Here is a 24,204-nt window from a genome sequence, read left to right as displayed (position 1 = left end):
TAACAGCGGTTGCCTACTGTTCGAGTTATGGATCGACAGAAGGAATTCGTCCTCCGCACGTTGGAGGAGCGAGACATCCGCTTCGTTCGCCTCTGGTTCACCGACGTGTTGGGTTACCTCAAGTCCGTAGCCATCGCGCCGGCCGAACTCGAAGGCGCCTTCGAGGAGGGCATCGGCTTCGACGGATCCTCGATCGAGGGCTTCGCGCGCGTCTCCGAATCCGACACCGTCGCCAACCCCGACCCGTCGACCTTCCAGGTGCTGCCCTGGGCGACCCCGTCCGGCCACCACCACTCCGCGCGGATGTTCTGCGACATCACCATGCCCGACGGCTCGCCGTCGTGGGCGGACCCGCGGCACGTGCTGCGCCGCCAGCTGCAAAAGGCCAACGACCTCGGCTTTTCCTGCTACGTGCACCCCGAGATCGAATTCTTCCTGCTGGAATCCGGCCCCAACGACGGGTCGAGGCCCATCCCCGTCGACAGCGCCGGCTACTTCGACCAGGCGGTGCACGACTCCGCGTCCAACTTCCGCCGGGACGCCATCGAGGCCCTCGAGTTCATGGGCATCTCGGTCGAGTTCAGCCACCACGAGGGCGCGCCCGGCCAGCAGGAGATCGACCTGCGCTTCGCCGACGCGTTGTCCATGGCCGACAACGTCATGACGTTCCGCTACGTCATTAAAGAAGTTGCGATCGAAAACGGCGCGCGGGCGTCGTTCATGCCCAAGCCCTTCGCCGAACACCCCGGCTCGGCCATGCACACCCACATGAGCCTGTTCGAGGGCGACGTCAACGCCTTCCACAGCACCGACGACCCGCTGCAGCTTTCGGACGTGGGCAAGTCGTTCATCGCCGGGATCCTCGAGCACGCCTCGGAGATCAGCGCCGTCACCAACCAATGGGTCAACTCCTACAAGCGGCTGGTGCAGGGCGGCGAGGCGCCCACCAACGCGTCGTGGGGGGCGGCCAACCGGTCGGCCTTGGTGCGGGTGCCCATGTACACGCCGCACAAGACGTCGTCGCGGCGGATCGAGGTGCGCAGCCCCGACTCGGCCTGCAACCCGTACCTGGCGTTCGCCGTCCTGCTCGCCGCGGGACTGCGCGGGGTGGAGAAGGGCTACGTGCTGGGTCCGCAGGCCGAGGACAACGTGTGGGACCTCACGCCCGAGGAACGCCTCACGATGGGCTACCGCGAGCTGCCCACCAGTCTCGACGCCGCGCTTCGCGCCATGGAGGCCTCCGAGCTGGTCGCGGAAACGTTGGGGGAGCACGTGTTTGACTTCTTCCTGCGCAACAAGCGCACGGAGTGGGCGAACTACCGCAGCCACGTCACGCCCTACGAGCTGCGCACCTACCTGTCGCTCTAGCTCACACCGTGCGCCGACCGGTCTGAGAGACCGGCGCCTTGCGCTACGGTCGTGGCGTGACCAAACCAGCGACCGAACGACCCCGGCTGCCCAGCGTGGGCCGGCTCGGGTTGGTCGACCCGCCCGCGGGTGACCGTCTGGCGCAGCTGGGTTGGTACGAGCGCGACGACCAGAACTACGTCGACCGGTTGTGGGCATTGTCGCGCGCGCCCGACCCCGACGCCGCGCTGCGGGTGCTGGTCCGGCTGTGGGAGAACCCGGACAGCGATTGGGACGAACTGAGCGCCGCGCTGCTCACCGAACGCGGGCTGCGGGGCCGGCTGTTCGGGGTGCTCGGCTCGTCGCTGGCCCTGGGGGATCACCTCGCCGCGAACCCGCAGTCCTGGAAGTTGTTGCGCGGCAAGGCCCATCTGCCGTCGCGCGACGAACGGTGCGCGACGTTCCTCGACTGCTGCGGTGAGTTTCAAGACGAGGCGCTGAGCGCCCCGGGGTCGGCGCTGGAACGCCTGCGCATCCTGTACCGCGACCAGCTGATGGTGTTGGCGGCCCTCGACGTGGCCGCCACGGTCGAGGACGAGCCGGTCCTCCCGTTCACCGTCGTGGGTGCCCAGCTGTCGGACCTGGCGGATGCGGCGCTGGCCGCCGCGCTGCGGGTGGCCGAGGTCAGCGTGTGCGGCGAACGCACGCCGCCGCGGCTGGCGGTCATCGCGATGGGCAAATGCGGTGCCCGCGAACTGAACTACGTCAGCGACGTCGACGTCATCTTCGTCGGCGAGCGCGCGGACGCGCTCACCACCCGGGTGGCCAGCGAGATGATGCGGGTGGCGTCGTCGGCCTTCTTCCAGGTCGACGCCGGGCTGCGCCCGGAGGGCCGCAGCGGTGAGCTGGTGCGCACCGTCGAATCGCACATTGCCTACTACCAGCGCTGGGCCAAGACGTGGGAGTTCCAGGCGCTGCTGAAAGCCCGGGCGGCCGTCGGCGACGCCGAGCTGGGCGAGCGCTACCTGGCCGCCGTGACGCCCATGGTCTGGGTCGCCTGCGAGCGTGAGGATTTCGTCGTCGAGGTCCAGGCCATGCGCCGCCGGGTGGAGCGGCTGGTGCCGGCCGAGGTCCGCGCCCGCGAGATCAAACTCGGCAGCGGCGGGCTGCGGGACGTGGAGTTCGCGGTGCAGTTGCTGCAACTGGTCCATGGCCGCACCGACGACTCGCTGCACGTGGCCTCGACGGTGGACGCGCTGGATGCCCTGGGCCGGGGCGGCTACATCGGACGCGAGGACGCGGCGAACCTGACCGCCTCCTACGAGTTCCTGCGGTTGCTCGAGCACCGGCTGCAACTCCAGCGGCTCAAGCGCACCCATCTGCTGCCGGAGCCCGATGACGAGGAGGCGGTGCGCTGGCTGGCGCGCGCGGCGCACATCCGGCCCGACGGGCGCCACGACGCGGCGGGCGTGCTGCGCGAGGAGCTCCGCCACCAGAACGTGCGGGTGTCGGGCCTGCACGCCAAGCTCTTCTACCAGCCGCTGCTGGAGTCGATCGGGCCGGCCGGTTTGGAGATCGCGCACGGCATCACCTCCGAGGGCGCCGAACGGCAGCTGGCGGCGCTGGGCTACGAGGGGCCGCAGACCGCGCTGAAGCACATGTCGGCACTGGTCAACCAGAGCGGGCGGCGCGGCCGGGTGCAGTCGGTGCTGCTGCCCCGGCTGCTGAACTGGATGTCCTACGCACCCGATCCCGACGGCGGGCTGCTGGCCTACCGGCGCCTGTCGGAGGCGATCGGCGGGGAGAGCTGGTACCTTGCCACGCTGCGCGACAAGCCGGCGGTGGCCCGGCGGCTCATGCACGTGCTGGGGACCTCCGCCTATGTGCCGGACCTGCTGATGCGCGCGCCCCGGGTGATTCAGGACTACGGCGACGGCCCTGGCGGGCCCAAGCTGCTCGACACCGACCCCGCCACGGTGGCCCGCGCGCTCATCGCCTCGGCGAGCCGCCACCAAGACCCGGTGCGGGCGATCGCCGCCGCGCGCACGCTGCGGCGCCGGGAACTGGCCCGCGTCGGCTCGGCCGACCTGCTCGGATTCCTCGAGGTCACCGACGTGTGCAAGGCGCTCACGTCCGTGTGGGTGGCGGTGCTGCAGGCCGCCCTGGACGCGATGATCCGAGGCAATCTCCCGGCCGACGGTAGGGCGCCGGCGGCCATCGCGGTCATCGGCATGGGCAGGCTGGGCGGCGCCGAGCTGGGCTACGGGTCCGACGCCGACGTGATGTTCGTCTGCGAGCCGGCCCACGGCGTCGACGACTCGGCGGCGGTGCGCTGGTCGACGACGATCGCCGAGCAGGTTCGGGCGCTGCTGGGCACGCCCAGCGTCGACCCGCCGCTGGAGGTCGACGCGAACCTGCGGCCCGAGGGTCGCAGCGGCCCGCTGGTCCGCACGCTGAGTTCCTACACCGCTTATTACGCCCAGTGGGCGCAGCCGTGGGAGATCCAGGCGCTGCTGCGGGCGCACGCGGTCGCCGGTGACGCCGAGCTGGGCCACCGGTTCCTGGTGATGGCCGACCAGACCCGCTACCCGCCCGACGGCGTGTCGGCCGAGGCGGTGCGCGAAATCCGGCGCATCAAGGCCCGCGTCGAGTCCGAGCGGTTGCCGCGGGGGGCGGACCCCAACACCCACACCAAGTTGGGGCGCGGGGGATTGGCCGACATCGAATGGACCGTGCAGCTCATGCAGCTGCGGCACGCGCACGAGGTGCCCGCGCTGCACAACACTTCGACGCTGGAATCCCTGGACGCCATCGCCGCCGCCGGCCTGGTGCCCGAGGAGGACGTCGATCTGCTGCGGCAGGCATGGCTGACCGCCACCCGGGCCCGCAACGCGCTGGTGTTGGTCCGCGGCAAGCCCACCGATCAGCTGCCGGGGCCGGGGCGTCAGCTCAAGGCGGTCGCGGTGGCCGCGGGTTGGTCGTCCGACGACGGCGGCGAGTTCTTGGACAACTATCTGCGAGTAACGCGCCGGGCAAAAGCGGTGGTGCGCAAGGTGTTTGGAAGTTGAGTCAGGAGGCCGGCGCGTTGGACGCCACATTCGAGGTGCTCAGCGCGGCGGAAGCCCAACGCGTGACGGCCCTGTACACCCCGCTGGCCGATGCGGTCCGGGAACTCATCGACGCGACGATCCGGACCGAGGCCGACGAGGGCGTCGTCGCCGAAGCGCGATCCGCGATCGAGGCCGTCACCAAGTCGCTGCGGCAACGTACGCGGCCGTTGGGGGTGACCTACCGCGTCGACGGCGCCCGCCCGCTGACCCTGGGCAACGCCGCGATCGGCCTGGGCAACCCGATCGCCCCGCCCGTGATCGTGCACCACGACGGGGGCGGCCGATGCTGGAGCGAGTTCGTCCTCGGGACGGCCTACGAGGGCCCGCCCAAGCTGGTGCACGGCGGGGTGAGCGCCCTGGTGCTCGACCACATGCTGGGCGAGGCGGCCAGCGAGGGGCTGTCCAAGCCGCGTTTCACCGGGACCATCACGGTCAAGTATCTGCGCGGCACCCCGCTGGGCCCGCTTCGCTCCGAAGCGTGGGTTGACCGCAAGGAGGGCGTCAAAGTCTTTGCGCGCGGGACTATTTCGGACGCGCACGGGGTCACCGTGGAGGCCGAGGGCGTCTTCATCGAGCCGTCGTGGGCGAGGGAAGCCGAATGAAGTTCTACGTCAGCAGCGCGTTTTTGAACACCCGCGAGATCGTCGAGATCGCCAAGGCGGCCGACGAACTCGGCTACGACGGGGTCGGGATCCCCGACCACGTCGTCAACCTGGAGACCCTGGACACCCCGTACCCCTACACCAAGGACGGCGAACGGCGCTGGCAGCCCTTCACCGACTGGCCCGACCCCTGGGTCCTCGTCGGTGCGCTGGCCCAGGTGACCACCCGGCTGCGGTTCGTCACCACCGTCTACATTCCCGCCATGCGCAACCCCTACTCGGCGGCGAAAGCCATTGGCACGGCGGCTGTTTTGGCGTCCGGTCGGGTGGAGCTCGGCATCGGCGTCGGCTGGTGCCGCGAGGAGTTCGCCTTGATGGGCGAGCGGTTCGACGCCCGCGGTAAGCGCACCGACGAGATCATCGAGCTGATGCGGGCGCTGTGGCAACCCGGCTGGACCGAGTTCGACGGCGCGTTCTACCGGACACCGCGACTGGAAATGGAGCCGACGCCGCCGCCGATACCCGTGTACGTCGGCGGGCTCAGCGATATCGCGCTGCGCCGCGCCGCCCGCAACGACGGCTGGATCGGCGACCTGATCAAGACCGATCGGGCCATCGAGGCCGTGGGCCGGCTGCGGGAGCTGCGGGCCGAACTCGGCTTGTCCATGGACGATTTCACCATCCTGACGCCGCTGACCGACGCCTTCACCACCGCCGACTACCAGCGCGCCGCGGACGCCGGCATCACCGGCATCATCACCATGCCGTGGATGTTCTACTCCGGCCCGGATGCCACGCTGGCCGACAAGATCGACGGCATGCAACGGTTCCGCAAGGACCGGTCGCTCGACGGCTAGAATTTACCGGTGGCTTTCACGGTCGTTTTCAGCAACGGTGAACCGCGGGATTACGGCGCCTTCGACAGCTACGAGGTCACCGACGCGGGGGTGTTGATCATCTCGATGCATCGCGAAGACGTCGAGCGGCATTACGTCGCGCCCGGGGGCTGGCTGGAGGTCGTCGAGATGGCCGAGGGGCAGCCGGTGCGAATGACTCGCGGGATTTTGGGCCGCCGCCCCGGTTGAGGTGGCTCGCGGGGCTTGGTGGTCATTTAAGCGGTTGGCAAGTTTGGACGCAGCAACGAAACCGTCCACGCCTCGATTTTCCGTTCCGCGCGGCGGCGCCGGTGCTAACGTGCGCCCATGGACCCAGCCGACTTCGGGCCGATATGGGCACTTTTCGTGGGTGGCCTCATCTTCGCGTGGGCGGTTGCCTCGATCATCGTGCTCAGGCTGAGGAAGCGACGCGGTCAGGGCCCGCCCACGATCGGGGGTTCATGGGGGTCGCCACCGGCGTTGCCGCCCGCCGGCTGGTACCCCGACCCGTCCGCCCGTCAGGCCCAGCGTTATTGGGATGGCCGCCAGTGGAGTGACTCGACCCGTTGAGCTCACCAATGCGTGCCGCGTACGGAGAATTCCTGGGCCTGCATCTGCCGGCCTGGGGGCTGTTGCTGCTATCGCTCGTTTCGATGGCCGCTTTCTTGCTCCTGTTCTACTACGTGCCCGGCCAGATCTTGGGCAGACGAAAACGAGGCCCCGACTTCACGGGTTCCGTCCTGGCGGGCACGGCGCGCGTTCAACAGATGTCCCCCGCCACGGGTTCGTGGTCGATTCCACCGGTGTACTGGATAGGTCTGAGCGTCCAAGTCCCCGGCCGCGAACCGTACGCCGCGACCGCCAAGCAGCAGGTGCCGAAGGAGGCGTATCGCGCCCTTCAACGTGCCGGCGGCACGGTCGCGGTTCAGGTTGATTCCGCCAACCCGCTCTACGTCTGGATCGATTTCACCCAGCCGGTGCAGACGGAGCGGGCGGATTGGCCGCCACCCGGACAGGCGTCCGGGTCGCCGTACGCAAGCCTATCGCCCGGGATCAGAAGGTACGTAACGGTTTTGTGGTGGCTGGTCGGCATCGGCAGCATCGGCGGTCTCGCCGTCTTGGTGATCCTGTTCATCGTCCTCAGGCACGCTTGACCGCTGACAGCACGAAACCGCCCGCGCGGCAAGCAAACCCGGTTGAGGTGGCGAGCAGACGCAAAAGCCCCCGCACGCTCGGCGTGTCGGGGGCTTTTACGTCTGCTCGTGGGGCTTAAACGTCGAAGTAGAGCGAGAACTCGTAGGGGTGCGGCCGGATCTGGACCGGCAGGATCTCGTACTCGCGCTTGAAGCTGATCCACGTCTCGATCAGGTCGGGCGTGAAAACGCCACCCTCGGTGAGGTATTCGTGGTCGGCCTCCAGCCGGTCGATCACCGCGGACAGCTGGGTGGGGGCCTGCGGGATGTTCGCGGCCTCCTCGGGCGGCAGCTCGTAGAGGTCCTTATCGACCGGCGCCTGCGGCTCGATCTTGTTCTTGATGCCGTCCAAGCCGGCCATCAGCATCGCCGAGAACGCCAGGTACGGGTTGCCCGACGAGTCGGGGCAACGGAACTCGAGCCGCTTGGCCTTCGGGTTGCTGCCGGTGATCGGGATGCGGACGCAGGCCGAGCGGTTGCGCTGGCTGTACACCAGGTTGATCGGCGCCTCGAAGCCCGGCACCAGCCGCTTGTAGGAGTTCACCGTCGGGTTGGTGAACGCCAGCAGCGACGGCGCGTGGTGCAGCAGGCCGCCGATGTAGTGCCGCGCGGTGTCCGACAGGCCGGCGTAGCCGGTCTCGTCGTACATCAGCGGGACCCCGTCCTTCCACAGCGACTGGTGCGTGTGCATGCCGGAGCCGTTGTCGCCGAACAGCGGCTTGGGCATGAACGTCACGGTCTTGCCGGCCTGCCACGCGGTGTTCTTGACGATGTACTTGTACAGCTGCATGTCGTCGGCCGCGTGCAGCAGCGTGTTGAACTTGTAGTTGATTTCGGCCTGGCCGCCGGAGCCCACCTCGTGGTGGCCCTTCTCCAACGAGAAGCCCGACTCGATCAGGTTGTGCAGCATCCGGCTGCGCAGGTCGACGTAGTGGTCGACGGGCGCGACCGGGAAGTAGCCACCCTTGGGGCGGACCTTGTAGCCACGGTTGGGGCTGCCGTCGCTCTCGTTCGGCTCACCGGTGTTCCACCAGCCGGAGATCGCGTCCACCTCGTAGAACGAGCCGTTGGTGCGCGAGTCGAAGCTGACCGAGTCGAAGATGTAGAACTCGGCCTCGGCGCCGAAGTAGGCGGTGTCGGCGACCCCGGTGCTCTTCAGGTAGTTCTCGGCCTTGCGCGCGATGTTGCGCGGGTCGCGCGAGTAGGGCTCCAGGGTGAACGGGTCGTGCACGAAGAAGTTGAGGTTCAGCGTCTTGGCTTCGGTGAACAGGTCGATCCGAGCGGTCGCCGGGTCGGGGAGCAGCAGCATGTCGGATTCGTGGATCGACTGGAAACCGCGAATCGACGAGCCGTCGAAGGCCAGGCCGTCGTCGAACACGCTCTGGTCGAAGAACGAAATCGGAATAGTGAAGTGCTGCATGATGCCTGGCAAATCACAGAACCGGACGTCGACAAATTCGACGTTCTCGTCCTTGGCGAGTTTGAAGACGTCGTCGGGCGTCATTTCCGTCACAGAATTGCTCCTTTACTTGGTGATCCGCGGCCTGACGCTATGGAGCTGATATTGCCCGTCAGTCAACCCGATGTTGCGCAGAGGTTACGTGACCATGCTTCCCCGCACCAGAATCCGGGTCGCTGGCGGGTCCTATTGTGGGGCCATGGACGGCAGCATCGTATCTGGTCCGAAACATGGACTCACCGCCGCATCCCGGGTTGGCTGCGGGCTTGCGGGCGAGCCGCGCCGGGCCGTCGGAAGCCGCCCGTGACCGACGATTTGCCGGGATCGCGATCCGCCTACCCCGGCGAGAGCCTCGGCCTGCCGCAGGCCGGCCCGGGATCGCTGGCGCCGATGGGCCGACGGCTGGTCGCGCTGATGATCGACTGGCTGATTTCCTACGGCCTGGGCGCGCTGGCCATGGCGTTCGGCCTGTTTTCCCAGCGGACGCTGGCGACCGCGGTGTTGGTCATCTGGTTCGTGCTCGGGGTGGTGGCGGTGCGCCTGTTCAGCTTCACGCCGGGGCAGTTGGCGCTGGGCCTGCAGGTGGCGTCCGTGGACGGGCGGGTGCCGGTCGGCCTCGGCCGCCTGGTGGCGCGCGGGCTGCTCATCGCGACCGTCATCCCGGCGCTGTTCACCGACTCCGACGGCCGTGGCCTGCACGATCGGCTGACGGGGACGGCCGTGCTGCGGCGCTAGAACTTGCTGACGCCACAGCCCGTTTGGCCGCCTCGACTAAATGGGAAGCGGCGCGGTTCATCTTCTTGCACTCGGCGCTGGACAGCGCCTGGTGGGTGTACGCCGCCTTATTCTTCAAGCCAAGCAGGGTGCCCAGGTGTAGTTCGGATCCCCTGTCGGCCCTTTTCAGCAGAGTGACGGCATCGCTGTGGATCCCGCTTGACGAGTGCATGCCGAGCCGCACACAGCAGATGACGTCGGAGGCGGCGATACCGGCGTCTACGAACAGATCACCTGCGGCGTTGGGCATCTCGTCTTCCAGATGCACAGCGGCGTCGAAGAACTCAACCGCCTTGGAGAGGCGCCCAGCGGTGACAGCGGAATTGCATTCACGCGTTCCCGCCATCAGGACCTCCTGGTTGCGGCAGCCTGGTCTATCGGACGCAGCTGCTTATTGAGCCATGCCCGTGTACCGGCGACGGTCAGGCCTTGGCTGGCCACGTCGCTTAGCAGCGGCTCACCGGCTGCGGCCGCGGCGCGAAGCTCATCTTCGGTGTAGTCGACGACGCGGCCGTCGTTGCCGGTCCACGCCGTCACCGACCGTGCGAGTTCGGTCACCCGTTGCTCCCACGCTCCCGGGCCCTCCGGGCGGCCAGTGTGTTCAGGCGCGGAGGCGCGCACGAGGAACAGGTCGATGTCGCTGCCGGGAGTCATCCGGCCCGTCGCCGCTGAGCCGAACACGGCGGCGTACTTGAGCTCCTCGCCCCACCCGTGCAGGTGCCCTTCCAGGCGGTCCAGGAACGAAGCGGTCAGCCGCGACAGTGCCAGGATCGGCTCTGCCGCAAGGTGTTCGATGTTGAGTCGGTAGGTGCTGGTCCTACCGACCTGGTCATGGAGTACCACCCCCTGGGCAGTGAGGCGGGTGAGGACTTTACGAATGCCCTCACCCGACGCGGTGGTCAGGATGCGCCGGATCTGGGTGATCGTGAACGTCGCGTCGGTGGCCGCCAGCACGCCGAGGACGTCGCCGTCTAATGTCGGCGTCACCGTGGCGAACGGCCGGTTCAGCTGCATCGCGGACCCCTCCCGGACTACAACTTAAGTTAGAGCGTTACAACTAAAGTTAGAATATCACAACTATAGTTGGAACCATGGCGGTCAAAACGCCGTGGTGACGCCGAGAACGGAGGGATTCGCCGCGCTTCCTCGATCGCCGATGACCTTTACCGGCGGCGCACGGTCCGCTGCACGCCGCGCATCTTGCCGGCGTTCGGCAGCGGGCCCTTCGGCATCACGGCGGCGCCGGCGCGAGAGCCCAGCGCGGCCAGCCGCGACTCCAGCGTGTCCATCTGCTTGGCGCTGATGTTGGCCGGCAGCTTGGTGAGGTGGCGCTCTAGCTTGCCCAGCGGCACCTCACCCTCGCCGTTGCCGACGACGATGTCGTAGATCGGCACGTCGCCGACCAGCCTGGCGGTGCGCTTCTTTTCTTGGGCCAGCAGCGGTTTGACCCGGGCGGCCGATCCCTCGCCGACCAGGATCACGCCGGGCCGGCCGAGTACCCGGTGTACGGCGTCGAAGTGGCCGGTCGCGGCGACCCCGGGGGTCACCCGCCACTTGCCGCGCAGGTTGTCCAGCACCCACGCGGCCGCGCCGGTCTGCCCTTCGGCTTTGCTGTAGACCGCGCGCTGGGCCCGGCGGCTGAAGACGATGAACGCCGCCAGGGCGCCCAGGACCACGCCGAACAGGATCATCGTGATCATGGTCAACCCGCCGGCCCAGATGCCGACCGCCACCGAGGCGCCGACGATCAGCACAAACGCGCCGATCATGTACGGCAGCAGGCGCTTATCCTCCTTGCGCTGCATGTTGAACGCCTGCCACAACTGGCCGCGGCGTTCCTTCGCGGCGGCCTTGCGGGCGGCGGCTGCCTGAGCCCGGGCGGCCTTGTTCTCGGCGGCGGTGCGGGGTTTAGCCATAATCACTCAGAATAGTCAGGCCGTCGAGGCGCGACCGGCGCGGCCGCGCATGGCTTGGTCGTAAAGCCGCCCGGCCCGGTACGACGACCGCACCAGCGGCCCGGACAGCACCCCCGAGAAGCCGAGGCCCTCGGCATGCCGGGCGAACTCGTCGAACTCCTCGGGCGTCACCCAGCGCTCGACCGGATGATGGCGCGACGTCGGGCGCAGGTATTGGGTGATGGTGACGATGTCACAGCCTGCGTCACGCAGGTCGGCCAGCGCGCCGCGCACCTCGTCGGCGGTTTCGCCCAGCCCGAGGATGAGGTTGCTCTTGGTGATCAGGCCGAAGTCGCGGGCCGCGGTGAGCACGCCCAGGCTGCGCCGGTAGGTAAAGGCGGGCCGGATCCGCTTGAAGATCCGCGGCACGGTTTCGACGTTGTGCGCCAACACTTCCGGGCGCGACTCGAAGACCTCCGCGAGCCGCCCGGGGTCGCCGTTGAAGTCCGGGATCAACAGCTCGACGCCGGTCGACGGGTTGAGCTCCTTGATGGCGCGCACCGTCTCGGCGTACAGCCAGGCGCCGCCGTCGGGCAGGTCGTCGCGCGCGACGCCGGTGACGGTCGCGTAGCGCAGTCCCATCGTCTGGACGCTCTCGGCGACCCGCCGGGGCTCGTCGCGGTCCAGCGCGGCGGGTTTCCCGGTGTCGATCTGGCAGAAGTCGCAGCGGCGGGTGCACTGGTCGCCGCCGATCAGGAAGGTGGCTTCCCGGTCCTCCCAGCATTCGAAGATGTTGGGGCAGCCGGCCTCCTCGCAGACCGTGTGCAGGCCCTCCCGGCGGACCAGGCCCTTCAACTGGGTGTACTCGGGACCCATCCGGGCCCTGACCTTGATCCACGGCGGCTTGCGCTCGATCGGGGTCTGTGCGTTGCGCACCTCCAGGCGCAGCAGCTTGCGGCCTTCGGGAGCGACAGTCACGTCGTCGATGCTACGCGGGCAACCGGGTGATCACGCACCGCAAGCGCGCCGTCCAGGGCGTCGCAGACGGCGACGGCGACCGCCGCCCGGACCTCGTCGACGGCGACCGTGCGCCGCAGTTCGGCGGACAGCGACGTCACCCCGGCGTCGCTGATGCCGCACGGGACGATCGAGTGGTAGGCGCCCAGGTCGCAGTCGCAGTTGAGGGCGAACCCGTGCATCGCGGTCGCCCGGGACACCCGCACGCCGATGGCGGCGACCTTGCGGGCCGGCCGGCCACCGCCGGCGGGCACCCAGACCCCGGACCGGCCGTCGACCCGGGTGGTGTCCAGGCCCAGGTCGCCGCACACCTTGATGAGCGCTTCCTCAAGGCGCCGAACGTATTTGACGACGTCGAGCGGCTCGGCCAGCCCGATGATCGGGTATCCGACCAGCTGCCCGGGACCGTGCCAGGTGATCTTGCCGCCGCGGTCGGTGTCGACGACCGGGGCTCCATCGACGGGTCGCTCGTGCGCCTCGGTGCGCCGCCCCGCGGTGTAGACCGCCGGGTGTTCCAGCAGCAGCAGGGTGTCCGGCCCGCCGGCGACCCTGGCGTCGGCTACGTCGCGCTGCAGCTGCCAGGCGGTGCGGTAGTCGACCGTGGCCAGCTGGCGGACGTCGATCGCGGCCGCACTCGACCGGATGGAATCACTCACCCCGCCGACGCTACTCGGCCCGCCGTCGACCGGCGACGCGACGGCGCTAGTCGTGGTCGCGGCGGGCGGTGGCGTAGGCGAGCGCCTCGCCAATCGTGTTGTGGTGGAACTCGAAACCGGCGCGTTCCAGCGCGGACGGGATCGCGCGTTGACCGACGAGCAGTCCCTCGTCGGCGACCTCGCCGAGCGCGGCCCGCACCGCGAAACCGGGCACCATCAACGGGGTCGGGCGATTGAGCGCACGCCCGAACGCGGTGGTGAACTCCGCGTTGGTCACCGGCGCCGGGCCGGTCAGGTTCACCGGGCCGGACAGCGACGGGTGCGAGATGGCGAACAACAGCGCCCGCACCTCGTCCTCCAGGGTGATCCACGACATGTATTGCCGGCCGCTGCCCAGCCGGGCGCCCAGGCCGGCCGAGAACAGCGGCCGCAGCCGGCGGAGCATGCCACCCGACTTTGCCAGCACCAGGCCGGTGCGAGCCAGCACCACCCGGGTGCCGGCGTATTGGGCGGGCAGGGTGGCGGCCTCCCAGTCCTCGCACAGCTGCGCGAGGAAACCGCTTCCCGCCCGGGAGTTTTCGTCGACCACCCGGTCCCTGGTGTTGCCGTAGTAGCCGACCGCGCTGGCGTTGATCAGCGTTTCCACGCCGGCGTCGGCGACGGCGTTGGCCAGCACCTCGGTGGGGGCGATGCGGCTGTCGCGCAGGCTCTGCTTGAACGCGCCCGACCAACGCCGCTGCCCGATGTTGACGCCGCACAGGTTGACGACGGCGTCGACGTCGACCAGCGCGTCGGCGTCGAACTCGCCGCTCTCCGGATTCCAGTGCAGCTCTTCGGAATTGGCTGGCGCCCGGCGCACGATGCGCAGCACCGGGTGGTCGGCGGCGCGCAGCGCGGCGGCCAGGGCGGAGCCGATCAGGCCGGAGGAACCCGCTATCGCGATGACCGGCTTGGGCACGTCGTCACAGCCCCAGGTCAGCCTCGAAGGCTCCCTCTTCGAGCCGGTTCTTGATCGTGGTGAGGAAACGTCCGGCGTCGGCGCCGTCGATGAGCCGGTGGTCGTAGGTCAGCGGGAGATAGCACACCGAGCGGACGCCGATCGACTCGTTGCCGAACTCGTCCACGATCACCCGCGGCCGCTTGACGATCGCGCCGGTGCCCAGCATGGCCGCCTGCGGCGGCACCAGGATCGGGGTGTCGAACAGGGCGCCCTGGCTGCCGATGTTGGTGATGGTGAACGTGCCGCCGGACAGCTCGTCGGGCTTCAGGTTGCCCGACCGGGCGCGCTCGGCGATGTCGGCGATCGCCCTGGCCAGCCCGGCCAGCGACAGGTCGCCGGCGTTGTGGACGACGGGGGAGAGCAGGCCCTGCTCGGTGTCGACGGCGAAGCCGAGATGCTCGGCGTCGTAGTAGGTGATCTCCTTGGTTTCCTCGTTGTAGCTGGCGTTGATGTTGGGGTGGAGTTTGAGGGCGTCGATCACGGCCCGGGCGATGAACGGCAGGTAGGTCAGGTTCACCCCCTCGCGCTCGGCGAACGAGGACTTGGCCCGGGCCCGCAGCCCCACGATCCTGGTCATGTCGACCTCGTGGGTCTGGGTGAGCTGAGCCGTGGCCTGCAGCGATTCGCGCGTCTTGGCCGCGGTGAGCTGCCGGATCCGGCTCGCCTTCTGGGTGGTGCCGCGCAGGTGGGCCAGCGCGGGCGCCGGGGTGGGCGCGGCGGCGGGAGCCGCCTTGCCGTCGGCAGCGGGCGCCGCGGCGGGCGCCGCGGCCGGTGGGGGCGCCTGCTTCGCCTGTTCCTTTTTCTGTGCGGCCGCGAGCACGTCCTGCTTGCGGATGCGGCCGCCGACGCCGGTGCCGGCGACTTCGGAGAGGTCGATGTTGTTCTCGTTGGCCAGCTTTCGCACCAGCGGGGTCACGTACGGCGCGCCGTCCGGACTCGGGCGGCCGTCCTGGGCCGCGGCGGGCGGGGCCTGCGCGGGTTCGGGTTTCGGCGCGGGCGCGGGTGCCGGCTTGGCCGCGGCGGGCTCCGGTTTGGGTTCGGGCTTTGGCTCCGGCTTGGGCTCGGGTTGGGGGGCGGGCGGCGCCGGGGGAGCGGAGGGAGCGGGTGCGGCGGCGTCCGTTCCGGCACCGATGCGGGCCAGCTCGCCGCCGACCGGGACGGTCGCGTCCTCCTCGGCGGTGATGCTGACCAGGACGCCGGCCACCGGCGACGGGATCTCGGTGTCCACCTTGTCGGTGGAGACCTCCACCAGCGGCTCGTCGACCTGAACCGAATCGCCGACCTTCTTCAGCCAGCGGGTCACGGTGCCCTCGGCCACCGACTCGCCGAGCTCGGGCATCAGCACCGGCTTGGAGTCGCCGGAACCGCCGCCCGACGCGGCCGGCTGGGCCGGCTGGGCCGGCTGCGGCTCGGGCTCGGGTTGGGCCTGCGGTTCAGGCTGGGGCTCCGGTTCCGGTTCCGGCTCCGGTTGGGCCTCCGGTTGGCTGGGCGCCTGGGGCTGGGCCTGGGGCTGCTCACCCGCGTCGCCGATGACGGCCAATTCGCCGCCGACCTCGACGGTGTCGTCCTCCTGGGCGACGATCTTGGTCAGCACACCGGCGGCCGGTGACGGGATCTCGGTGTCCACCTTGTCGGTCGACACCTCGACGAGCGGCTCGTCGAGTTCGACCGTGTCGCCCTCCTGCTTGAGCCAGCGGGTGACCGTCCCCTCGGTGACGCTCTCACCGAGTGCCGGCATCTGGACGGAGAAGGCCATCTTTTCTGACTCCTCGATCGCTCGTGGGTCGGGGCGGGTCGACTATCAAAACTATCCTGTCACTGCGCATTCGTCGGCACACATCCAGGGCGACCGCGCTCGGGTGCCGGGTCGGCGCCGCCCCGCTTGCTACCGTGTGGCCACTGGCGTCAGCGGCCAGTCAGAGCGGGGAGGTTCGATGCCGGCGCTACAACAGGTACCCCAGCGGTTCGTCGACAGCACCGACGGCGTGCGTATCGCGGTCTACGAAGAGGGCAACCGCGAGGGCCCGACGGTCGTGCTGGTGCACGGCTTCCCCGACTCGCACGTGCTGTGGGACGGCGTCGTCCCGCAGCTGTCCGAGCGCTTCCGCGTCATCCGATACGACAACCGTGGCGTCGGGATGACGTCGGCGCCCAAAGCGGTCTCGGCCTACACCATGGCCCGATTCGCCGACGACTTCGCCGCGGTGATCGGGGAGCTGAGCCCCGGCCAGCCGGTGCACGTGCTGGCTCACGACTGGGGTTCGGTGGGCATCTGGGAGTACCTCAAGCGGCCGGGGGCGGGCGACCGGGTCGCGTCGTTCACGTCGGTGTCCGGCCCCAGCCAGGAGCAGATCGTCAACTACATGTTCAGCGGGCTGCGGCAGCCCTGGCGCCCGCGGAGGTTCCTGCGCTCGATCACCCAGGCGCTGCGGCTGACCTACATGGTGTTCTTCTCGATCCCGGTGCTGGCGCCCCTGTGCCTGCGGCTGGCGTTGTCGGTCCCGGCGCTGCGGCGTAACGCCGTCGACAACATCCCGGCCGAAAAAATTCACCACTCGGACAAGCTGGCCTCCGACGCCGCCCGTTCGGTGAAGACGTACCCCGCCAACTACTTTCGCTCGTTCTCCATGCGCGGCCGCCCGCAGACCATCGACGTGCCCGTGCAGCTCATCGTCAACACCCGCGACAAGTACGTGCGGCACTACTCGTACGACGAAACCGCGCGCTGGGTGCCGCGGTTGTGGCGCCGCGACATCAGGGCCGGTCACTTCTCGCCGATGTCGCACCCGCAGGTGATGGCGGCGGCGGTGCACGACTTCGCCGACCTCATCGAGGGCAAGCCGCCGAGCCGGGCCATGCTGCGCGCGCAGGTCGGGCGTCCCCGCGAGTACTTCGGCGACACCCTGGTGTCGGTCACCGGCGCGGGCAGCGGCATCGGGCGCGAGACCGCGTTCGCCTTCGCGCGCGAGGGCGCCGAGCTGGTGGTTAGCGACATCGACGAGGCGACCGTCAAGGAGACCGCCGCCGAGATCGTCGCGCGCGGCGGCGTCGCGCACGCGTATGTGCTCGACGTGTCCGACGCCGACGCGGTCGAGGCGTTCGCCGAGCGTGTCAGCGCCGAACACGGCGTCCCCGACATCGTGGTCAACAACGCCGGCATCGGTGCGGCCGGCGGATTCCTGGACACCCCGGCCGAGCAGTTCGACCGGGTGCTCGACATCAACCTGGGCGGCGTGGTCAACGGCTGCCGGTCGTTCGGCCGGCGCCTGGTCGAGCGCGGCACCGGCGGTTACATCGTCAACGTGGCGTCCATGGCCGCCTTTTCGCCGCTGGGGTCGCTGAGCGCCTACTGCACCTCCAAGGCGGCCACCTACATGTTCTCCGACTGCCTGCGGGCCGAACTCGACGTGGCCGGCGTCGGGCTGACCACGATCTGCCCGGGCGTCATCAACACCAACATCATCAGCACCACCAGCTTCACCGCCCCGGTGGGCAAGGACGAGGCGATCGACGACCGGCGCGGCCAGATCAGCCGGATGTTCGCGCTGCGCCACTACGGCCCGGACAAGGTCGCGAAGGCGATCCTGTCGTCGGTCAAAAAGAAGAAGCCGATTCGGCCCGTCGCGCCGGAAGCCTATGCGGTCTATGGCCTGTCCCGCGTGGCGCCGCAGGCGTTGCGCAACGCCGCGCGGGTGCGGGTGATCTAGGCCCGATGGTGGCAACCCCCCAGCTTCGCGGGGGCACCCCCAGCGCCCGGCTACGCCGCGCTCGCGGTCGCCACTAGTCCGCTGGTGGCGACCCGTCCCCCAGCTTCGCGGGGGCACCCCCAGCGCCCGGCTACGCCGCGGTCGCCACTAGACCCCCGCCGGCCGGGCGCCCTGGCGCCCCACCGCCAGCCCGCCGCCGACGGCGAGGAGCCCGACAACGGCCAGCGGGATGGTCCAGCTGCGGCGGCCGTTGACCGACGACTGGCATTGGGCCACGTAGTCGGTGTGGGGAAGGACTTGGTTCAGGATCGGGATGTTGGCGCCGTTCTTGTCGTTGGCGCTCCGGGCGCTGGACAAATCGGTGGCGATTCCGTTGCCGCATGACACGGAGTTGCCGCTGCCGTCCGACACGGACACCGGCACCAGCAACCCGATGATGCCGGCCAGCAGAAGCACCGCGCCCGCCGCGATGATCAAGCGTCGCACAGTCACAATTGGCCTCCCGTCACACGCGTGTTAGGTAACGGCGTAGTAGCCGCTGGCCGTGGCCGCTAAACGTTTGCCGCGGCCCGGACCGGCGCATGGTTTTGGCCGACCGGGGTATCCGGACGCAATGACATTGGCTGCAACTCGCGAGGTAAGGGCGTCCCGCCAGCAGATCTGGGACGCGATGACCGATGGCTGGACGTACGCGCAATGGGTGGTGGGCAACAGCCGAACCCGTGCGGTCGACTCGGATTGGCCGGCACCCGGCTCGGCGATCAAGCACTCGGTCGGGGTGTGGCCACTGGTCATCAGCGATGCGACCGTATCCGAAAGCTGCACGCCCGGTGAGGAACTCGTGCTGCGCGCCGGGCTGGGGCGGTTGGGCGCCGCGCGAATAACGTTGCGGCTCAGCGATACTGCGGACGGTGGCTGCCGGATCGAAATGATCGAGGTGCCGGCGTCCGGCCCGATGCGGATCGTCCCCGATCAGCTGGCCCTGGCCGCCGTCTATCCGCGCAACCGCGAATGCTTGCTGAGGTTGACCGCGCTCGCCGAACGGCTCGAGCCGAGCCAGGTCAAATAGGCGCATGGCCGACGAGACGGCCGACGCCGTCGTCATCGGGGCCGGCCACCACGGCCTGGTGGCCGCGTCGATGCTGGCCGACGCGGGGTGGGACGTCCTGGTGCTCGAGGCCCAACCCGAACCCGGCGGCGCGGTGCGCAGCGCCGAGCTGACGCCGGGATACATCACCGACCTGTTCAGCTCGTTCTATCCGATGACGATGGCGTCGCCGGCGATGGCGGCGCTGCGGCTGGAAGACCACGGGCTGCGGTGGTCGCACGCGCCCGCGGTGGTGGGCCATCCGCGCAACGCGGCCGACGACGACCCGCCCGTCATCTACCGCGATCCCGCTCGCACCGCAACGGAATTGGCGCGACGCCAGTCGACGGACGGCGACAATTGGTGGCGCGCGGTGGAATTGTGGCGCAAGATCTCCGCGCCGCTGCTGGACGCCATGCTGGCCCCGTTTCCGCCGGTGCGCCCGATGCTGCGGCTGCTGCTGAAACTGGGCACCGCCGACGCCGTCCGGCTCGCCCGCCTGTTGATCCAGCCGGCCAACACCATGGTGGACGAGCTGTTCGACGGCGAGGCGCCGCGAATCCTGTTGCTGGGCAACGCGATGCACGCCGACGTGCCGCCGGATGCGCCGGTCAGCGGCGCCATGGGCTTTCTGATGACAATGCTCGCCCAGGCCAGCGGCTGGCCGGTGCCCGTCGGCGGGTCGGGACAGCTGACGGCCGCGTTGGTGAAGCGGGCCAACTCGGCCGGCGCGCGAATCGAATGCGGCCAGAACGTGTCTCGCATCCAGGTGCGTGGCGGCAGGGCCGTCGCGGTGACAACCGCCGGCGGGCGGACGGTCCGGGCGCGCCGCGCGATCGTGGCCGACGTGACGGCGCCGCGGCTGTTTTGCGACATGCTGCCCGCCGATGCCGTCCCGGCCGGGCTGCGCCGCGAGCTCGAGCATTACATCTGGGATCCCCCGGTGGTGAAGGTCAACTATGCGCTGAACGGCCCCATCCCGTGGCGATCGAAAAGCCTGCGGGGCGTCGGCACCGTCCACCTGGGGGCCGACGCCGACGGGCTGGTGCGCTGGATGGCCGACCTGAACACCCGGGTGGTGCCCGAGCGCCCGTTCATGCTGTTGGGCCAGACCACCACCGCGGACCCGACCCGCTCGCCGCCGGGCACCGAAAGTGTCTGGGCCTACACGCATTTGCCGCGCAACGTGGCCGACGACGCGGCGGCCGAGCGGCTGGCCAAGTCGATGGATCACGTGATCGAAGAGCATGCCCCCGGTTTCGGCGCGGCGGTGATCGACCGGTTCGTGCAGCGCCCGTCGGACCTGGAGGCCAGCGACGCCAACCTGCACCTGGGCGCCCTCAACGGGGGAACCGCGCAGCTGCAGCAGATGGCGATCTTTCGCCCGGCGCCGGGCATGGGTCGCGCCGAAACCCCGGTCGAGGGGCTGTATCTCGGGAGCGCGTCGGCCACTCCGGGCGGTTCGGTGCACGGCGCGTGCGGGCGCAACGCGGCCAACGCCGCGCTGGCCGCCGCCCGCGTGACGGGCTGGCCGCGCCGCAAGCTGGGCCGGGCGGTCCTCAAGCGGCTGACGGCGTAGGGCTCAGCCGTTCTCGGCGATGTCCTCCAGCACCGCGTACATGGTGCGTGTCGGCACGCCGGTGCCGCCCTTGGGCGTGTATCCCCACGGGCTGCCGGTGTTGTAGGCCGGTCCGGCCACGTCGATGTGCGCCCAGCCCACGCCGTCGGCGACGAATTCGCGCAGGAACACCCCGGCCACCAGCATGCCGGCGAAGCGCTGGCCGCTGATGTTGGACAGGTCGGCCACCTGAGACTTCAGGTCGTCCTTCAGCTCGTCGGGCAGCGGCATCGGCCAGCCGTTCTCGCCGACCCGCTGCGAGATCGCGGCCACCCGGTCGCGGAACTCGTCGCTGCCCATCACCCCGGGGATCCGGGCACCCAGCGCCACGGTCTGCGCGCCGGTCAGCGTGGACGTCTCGATCAGGTAGTCCGGGTTGTCCTCGCACGCCCGCACGATCGCGTCGGCCAGGATGAGCCGGCCCTCGGCGTCGGTGTTCTGCACCTCGACGGTGATTCCGCCGTACTGCGTCAGCACGTCGCCGGGGCGCTGCGCGGTGGCCGACGGCATGTTCTCGGCCATCGGCACCGTGGCGATCACGTCGACGGGCAACTGCTGCTGCGCGGCCAGCGCGACCGTCGCGATGACGGCGGCCGCGCCGCCCATGTCCGAGGTCATGTAGTGCATCGACGCCGCCGGCTTGATCGAGATGCCGCCGGTATCGAACGTGACGCCCTTGCCGACGAGTGCGACCTTCTTCGCCTGTTTTGATTTCTTGGCCAGTTTCGAGCCGCGGTGGATGAGCCGCACCAGCCGCGGCGGCCGCGACGAGCCCTGCCCGACGCCGATCACCCCACCGTAGCCGCCCTTCTGCAGCGCCTTGTCGTCGAGCACCTCCACCTCGAGGCCGACGGATTCGCCCAAAGCCTTTGCGCGCTTGGCGAATTCGGCGGGAAATAGGTGGCTCGGCGGGGTGTTGACCAGGTCCCGGGCCGTGGCGACCGCGGTGGCGACGGCCGCGCCGTGCGCCGCCTGCTTCTTGGCGTCCTTGCCGGTCGCCAGCACGGTGAGCTTGCGCAGCCCCTTGTCCTTGGGCGCGGTCTTCTCGCTGCGGAACTCGGTGAACCGGTAGCTGCCCAGGATCAGCCCCTCCACCGCGGCGGAGCAGACGTCGTCGCCGGGCAGCTCAGCCAACGTGGTGATCACCGCCTCGGCGGTGCCCAGCGATCGCGCCGCCACGCCGGCGGCGCGCCGGATCACGTCGGCCGGCCACTCGTCGCGCGGCTTGCCCAGCCCGATCGTCAGCACGCTGGACACCGGCAGCGACGGCACCACCAGCCGGTGCACCTGCTCACTGCCGCCGGTGGCCTCCAGGGCCCGCAGGCCGTCCTGGATCTCGGCGACGGCCTCGTCGGAGAGGAACGGCTCGGCGGCGGTGAGGACCGCGCCCGGCTTGTCCTCGTCGCCGGTCGAGACGACCGGCACCAGCAATACCGTGGAGCCCGCGCTGCGCTTCGGGAGCGAGGTTGCGACGTTGACGGTGGGGGCCTGGTAGCCCGGTTCGGTGGTGGTCACGGCGAATACCCTAGTCAACCGGCGGGGGGCGCAGCTCGAAGGCGGTCACCGGGTCGTCGAAACCCTTGAGGGTCAAGGGGCCGTGGGCGACCGCGGACCAGTCGGGCAACTTTTCGTGCAGCTCGGCCGAGGCCAGGATCTGCCCCGGCGCCGCGGCCGCCACCAGCCGGGCGGCCAGGTTGACCGCGATGCCGAAGTAGTCGCCGTTGATGGCCAGCACCTCGCCGTGCGCCAGGCCCGCGCGCACCTGCAGGCCCTCCTCGCGGGCCCGCGGATGGTCGACCAGATCGAGCGCCGCCTTCGCCAGCCCCTCGGGCGACGAACATACCCACATCACGGCGTCGCCGATGAACTTCACCACCCGACCACCGTCGGCGTGCACCACGTCCGCGACGGTGGCGCCGAACTCGGTGAGCAGGTTCGACAATTCCGCGGGTGTGAGCGCCTGCGTCAGCGCGGTGAAGCTGGACAGATCGGCGAAACCGATGCCGCACACCACGCTGGCCGACGTGTCCTGGAGGACGCCCTCGAAATAGGTTCGCGCGCTGGTCAGGTGATGCCGGTGCACCACGTCGATCAGGGCGCCGATGCGAGGCACGAACTCGGCGACCGAGCGATACGCCTGCGCCGTAGCCAGCTCGTCGTGGGTGTAGTTCATCTGAATGTCCGGTGTCCCGGCGCGGATCATCGTTCCCTCGGCCTCCGCCAGGCGGGCCATCGCGGCGCCCAGCACCCGCAGCAGGCCGAACGCGCCGTCCTCGCCGACCACCGCCTCGAGCGCGAGCCAGGTCGACAGGGCGTCGACGTCGGCCTGGCTCAGCACGGGAACGTCCGGGCCGGCGACGGTCAGCCCGAGCAACGCCCAGGCGTGCGCCACGTCGTCGGCCGAGATGCCGAGTTGCTCGCCCGCCGCCTGCAGCGTGTAGATCGGGCGTCCCGACCACGCCAGGACGTCGCCGGCAAGCCCGAACAACCGGCCGCGGCGTTCCGCTTCGGCCATTTCATCGGCGGTGAAGCCCAGATCGTCCAGGTATTTGATCAGGTCTGCCCGCTCGCGCGGGTTCGCGATTCCCGCGGCCTGTAGCGCCTCGAAGTCCAGCGGATCGGACACCTGCCCAAGTGTGCCAGTACTCCAGCGCATTAGGGTGGGACGCCGTGAGCCGCGCCGACGACGATGCAGAGCGAAGCGATGAGGAGGAGTGGCGCATGCCCGATGCGCCGGAATTGCAAAAGGGACCGCTGGAGGACCGCCATCGCGAACTGGGTGCAAGCTTCGCGGAGTTCAGCGGCTGGCTGATGCCGGTGTCCTATGCCGGCACGGTCAGCGAACACAACGCCACCCGCAACGCGGTGGGCCTGTTCGACGTCAGCCACCTAGGCAAGGCTTTGGTCCGCGGGCCAGGCGCCGCCGCGTTCGTCAACTCCGCGCTCACCAACGATCTGGGCCGCATCGGTCCGGGCAAGGCGCAATACACCTTGTGCTGCACCGAATCCGGTGGCGTCATCGACGACCTGATCGCCTACTACGTCGACGACGACGAAATCTTTCTGGTGCCCAACGCCGCGAACACCGCCGCGGTGGTCGACGCGCTGCGGGCAGCCGCCGGGGCCGGTTTGACGATCACCAACGAGCATCGCTCCTACGCGGTGCTGGCCGTGCAGGGCCCGCGATCGGCGGACGTCCTCGGCGAGCTGGGCCTGCCGACCGACATGGATTACATGGGCTACGCCGACGCCGCGTACTCCGGGGTGCCGGTGCGCGTCTGCCGCACCGGATACACCGGCGAGCACGGCTACGAGCTGCTGCCGCCGTGGGATTCCGCGGGCGTGGTGTTCGACGGGCTGGTCGCGGCGGTGCGCGCCGCCGGGGGAGAGCCCGCCGGGCTGGGCGCCCGCGACACGTTGCGCACCGAGATGGGCTATCCGCTGCACGGGCACGAACTTTCGCTCGACATCTCGCCGCTGCAGGCCCGCTGCGGCTGGGCAATCGGTTGGAAGAAGGATGCCTTCTTCGGCCGCTCGGCGTTGCTGGCCGAGAAAGAAGCGGGACCGCGGCGGCTGCTGCGCGGGCTGCGGATGGTCGGCCGCGGCGTGCTGCGTCCCGGTCTGACGGTCCTGGCGGGGGAGCGACCGGTCGGGGTCACCACGTCCGGGACGTTCTCTCCGACACTGCAAGTCGGCATCGCGCTGGCATTGATCGACACCGACGCCGGAATCGACGACGGTCAGCAGGTCACCGTCGACATCCGCGGCCGCGCCGCCGAATGCGAGGTCGTGCGGCCTCCGTTCGTCGCCGTGAAGACGCGTTAGCGGCACGTTCGATGGCAAAAACCCGGTGGCGCGCGGATA

The 24,204-nt window shown here is 69.7% G+C and carries 23 protein-coding genes; 12 read left to right on the top strand and 11 right to left on the bottom strand.

The window, feature by feature from the left end; genetic code table 11:
• The first annotated feature begins 27 nt into the window (after window positions 1-27).
• The 7 genes from glnA (A9X00_RS22355) (at window position 28) to A9X00_RS22330 (ending at window position 7,088) form a co-directional block, all read left to right on the top strand.
• Complete coding sequence (gene glnA, locus A9X00_RS22355; RefSeq protein WP_067158495.1) at window positions 28-1,368, top strand: type I glutamate--ammonia ligase; 1,341 nt, start codon at window positions 28-30, stop codon at window positions 1,366-1,368.
• A gap of 56 nt (window positions 1,369-1,424) precedes the next feature.
• Entirely contained in the window at window positions 1,425-4,415 is a 2,991-nt protein-coding gene (locus tag A9X00_RS22350; protein ID WP_067158493.1) for a bifunctional [glutamine synthetase] adenylyltransferase/[glutamine synthetase]-adenylyl-L-tyrosine phosphorylase, read from the top strand.
• Complete coding sequence (locus tag A9X00_RS22345; protein WP_082975440.1) at window positions 4,412-5,059, top strand: PaaI family thioesterase; 648 nt, start codon at window positions 4,412-4,414, stop codon at window positions 5,057-5,059. The genes A9X00_RS22350 and A9X00_RS22345 overlap by 4 nt, the downstream gene beginning before the upstream one ends.
• Entirely contained in the window at window positions 5,056-5,916 is an 861-nt protein-coding gene (locus A9X00_RS22340; RefSeq protein ID WP_067158490.1) for a TIGR03619 family F420-dependent LLM class oxidoreductase, read from the top strand. Before A9X00_RS22345 ends, A9X00_RS22340 begins: the two co-directional genes overlap by 4 nt.
• A gap of 9 nt (window positions 5,917-5,925) precedes the next feature.
• Window positions 5,926-6,144 carry a hypothetical protein gene (locus A9X00_RS22335; protein WP_066937719.1) on the top strand — a complete coding sequence of 73 codons (219 nt, stop codon included), beginning with the start codon at window positions 5,926-5,928 and terminating at the stop codon, window positions 6,142-6,144.
• Between the two features lie 117 nt (window positions 6,145-6,261).
• Window positions 6,262-6,504, top strand: coding sequence for a DUF2510 domain-containing protein (locus A9X00_RS32825; protein ID WP_082975439.1), 243 nt, complete (start codon window positions 6,262-6,264; stop codon window positions 6,502-6,504).
• Between the two features lie 8 nt (window positions 6,505-6,512).
• Complete coding sequence (locus A9X00_RS22330) at window positions 6,513-7,088, top strand: hypothetical protein (protein ID WP_067158488.1); 576 nt, start codon at window positions 6,513-6,515, stop codon at window positions 7,086-7,088.
• A 115-nt stretch (window positions 7,089-7,203) separates the two neighbouring features.
• On the opposite strand, the gene glnA (A9X00_RS22325) is transcribed toward A9X00_RS22330, so the two are convergent.
• Window positions 7,204-8,640 carry a type I glutamate--ammonia ligase gene (gene glnA, locus A9X00_RS22325; protein ID WP_067158486.1) on the bottom strand — a complete coding sequence of 479 codons (1,437 nt, stop codon included), beginning with the start codon at window positions 8,638-8,640 and terminating at the stop codon, window positions 7,204-7,206.
• Window positions 8,641-8,901: 261 nt separating this feature from the next.
• Between glnA (A9X00_RS22325) and A9X00_RS30900 the strand changes: the two genes are divergently transcribed.
• Window positions 8,902-9,321 carry an RDD family protein gene (locus tag A9X00_RS30900; RefSeq protein ID WP_232006903.1) on the top strand — a complete coding sequence of 140 codons (420 nt, stop codon included), beginning with the start codon at window positions 8,902-8,904 and terminating at the stop codon, window positions 9,319-9,321.
• Here A9X00_RS30900 and A9X00_RS32820 read toward each other — a convergent pair.
• The 7 genes from A9X00_RS32820 to sucB form a co-directional block, all read right to left on the bottom strand.
• A complete protein-coding gene (locus A9X00_RS32820) occupies window positions 9,257-9,706 on the bottom strand; it encodes a hypothetical protein (RefSeq protein WP_369830782.1) in 450 nt (149 codons plus the stop codon). The genes A9X00_RS30900 and A9X00_RS32820 overlap by 65 nt on opposite strands.
• Window positions 9,706-10,374 carry a nucleotidyltransferase domain-containing protein gene (locus tag A9X00_RS22315; RefSeq protein ID WP_067158482.1) on the bottom strand — a complete coding sequence of 223 codons (669 nt, stop codon included), beginning with the start codon at window positions 10,372-10,374 and terminating at the stop codon, window positions 9,706-9,708. Before A9X00_RS22315 ends, A9X00_RS32820 begins: the two co-directional genes overlap by 1 nt.
• Window positions 10,375-10,523: 149 nt before the next feature.
• Window positions 10,524-11,276 (bottom strand): DUF4191 domain-containing protein, encoded by a 753-nt coding sequence (locus A9X00_RS22310; RefSeq protein ID WP_067158480.1) that lies wholly within the window; start codon window positions 11,274-11,276, stop codon window positions 10,524-10,526.
• A 15-nt stretch (window positions 11,277-11,291) separates the two neighbouring features.
• A complete protein-coding gene (gene lipA / locus A9X00_RS22305) occupies window positions 11,292-12,233 on the bottom strand; it encodes a lipoyl synthase (protein WP_067158478.1) in 942 nt (313 codons plus the stop codon).
• The gene (gene lipB / locus A9X00_RS22300; RefSeq protein WP_067158477.1) at window positions 12,230-12,928 is read right to left on the bottom strand and encodes a lipoyl(octanoyl) transferase LipB; all 699 of its coding nucleotides are present in this window, start codon (window positions 12,926-12,928) and stop codon (window positions 12,230-12,232) included. The genes lipA and lipB overlap by 4 nt, the downstream gene beginning before the upstream one ends.
• A 46-nt stretch (window positions 12,929-12,974) precedes the next feature.
• On the bottom strand, window positions 12,975-13,886 hold the full coding sequence (locus A9X00_RS22295) for a TIGR01777 family oxidoreductase (protein WP_067158475.1): 912 nt from the start codon (window positions 13,884-13,886) through the stop codon (window positions 12,975-12,977).
• 4 nt (window positions 13,887-13,890) lie between these two features.
• Complete coding sequence (gene sucB, locus A9X00_RS22290) at window positions 13,891-15,684, bottom strand: 2-oxoglutarate dehydrogenase, E2 component, dihydrolipoamide succinyltransferase (RefSeq protein WP_067158474.1); 1,794 nt, start codon at window positions 15,682-15,684, stop codon at window positions 13,891-13,893.
• 178 nt (window positions 15,685-15,862) lie between these two features.
• Here sucB and A9X00_RS22285 point away from each other — a divergent pair, with 178 nt between their 5' ends.
• Window positions 15,863-17,635: an SDR family oxidoreductase gene (locus A9X00_RS22285; RefSeq protein WP_067158472.1), complete on the top strand. Its 1,773-nt coding sequence runs from the start codon at window positions 15,863-15,865 to the stop codon at window positions 17,633-17,635.
• A 147-nt stretch (window positions 17,636-17,782) separates the two neighbouring features.
• On the opposite strand, the gene A9X00_RS22280 is transcribed toward A9X00_RS22285, so the two are convergent.
• Entirely contained in the window at window positions 17,783-18,127 is a 345-nt protein-coding gene (locus A9X00_RS22280; protein WP_067158470.1) for an aminopeptidase, read from the bottom strand.
• A 121-nt stretch (window positions 18,128-18,248) separates the two neighbouring features.
• On the opposite strand from A9X00_RS22280, the gene A9X00_RS22275 reads away from it, so the two are divergent.
• Both A9X00_RS22275 and A9X00_RS22270 read left to right on the top strand, forming a co-directional pair.
• Window positions 18,249-18,704 (top strand): SRPBCC family protein, encoded by a 456-nt coding sequence (locus A9X00_RS22275; protein ID WP_067158468.1) that lies wholly within the window; start codon window positions 18,249-18,251, stop codon window positions 18,702-18,704.
• 4 nt (window positions 18,705-18,708) lie between these two features.
• Window positions 18,709-20,301 carry an NAD(P)/FAD-dependent oxidoreductase gene (locus A9X00_RS22270; RefSeq protein ID WP_067158466.1) on the top strand — a complete coding sequence of 531 codons (1,593 nt, stop codon included), beginning with the start codon at window positions 18,709-18,711 and terminating at the stop codon, window positions 20,299-20,301.
• 3 nt (window positions 20,302-20,304) lie between these two features.
• Here the strand turns inward: A9X00_RS22270 and A9X00_RS22265 are convergent, their stop codons facing one another.
• Both A9X00_RS22265 and A9X00_RS22260 read right to left on the bottom strand, forming a co-directional pair.
• Window positions 20,305-21,855 carry a leucyl aminopeptidase gene (locus A9X00_RS22265; protein ID WP_067158464.1) on the bottom strand — a complete coding sequence of 517 codons (1,551 nt, stop codon included), beginning with the start codon at window positions 21,853-21,855 and terminating at the stop codon, window positions 20,305-20,307.
• A 10-nt stretch (window positions 21,856-21,865) separates the two neighbouring features.
• Window positions 21,866-22,966, bottom strand: a complete 1,101-nt coding sequence (locus tag A9X00_RS22260) for an adenylate/guanylate cyclase domain-containing protein (protein ID WP_156772234.1) — start codon at window positions 22,964-22,966, stop codon at window positions 21,866-21,868.
• Window positions 22,967-23,061: 95 nt separating this feature from the next.
• On the opposite strand from A9X00_RS22260, the gene gcvT reads away from it, so the two are divergent.
• A complete protein-coding gene (gene gcvT / locus A9X00_RS22255) occupies window positions 23,062-24,165 on the top strand; it encodes a glycine cleavage system aminomethyltransferase GcvT (protein ID WP_067158575.1) in 1,104 nt (367 codons plus the stop codon).
• Window positions 24,166-24,204: the final 39 nt, after the last annotated feature.

The sequence above is a fragment of the Mycobacterium sp. 1245805.9 genome, assembly GCF_001672915.1.
In the GTDB taxonomy this organism is placed as follows: domain Bacteria; phylum Actinomycetota; class Actinomycetes; order Mycobacteriales; family Mycobacteriaceae; genus Mycobacterium.
Note: the sequence above shows the minus strand (reverse complement) of the source record. Positions and strands in the feature narration are given on the sequence as shown.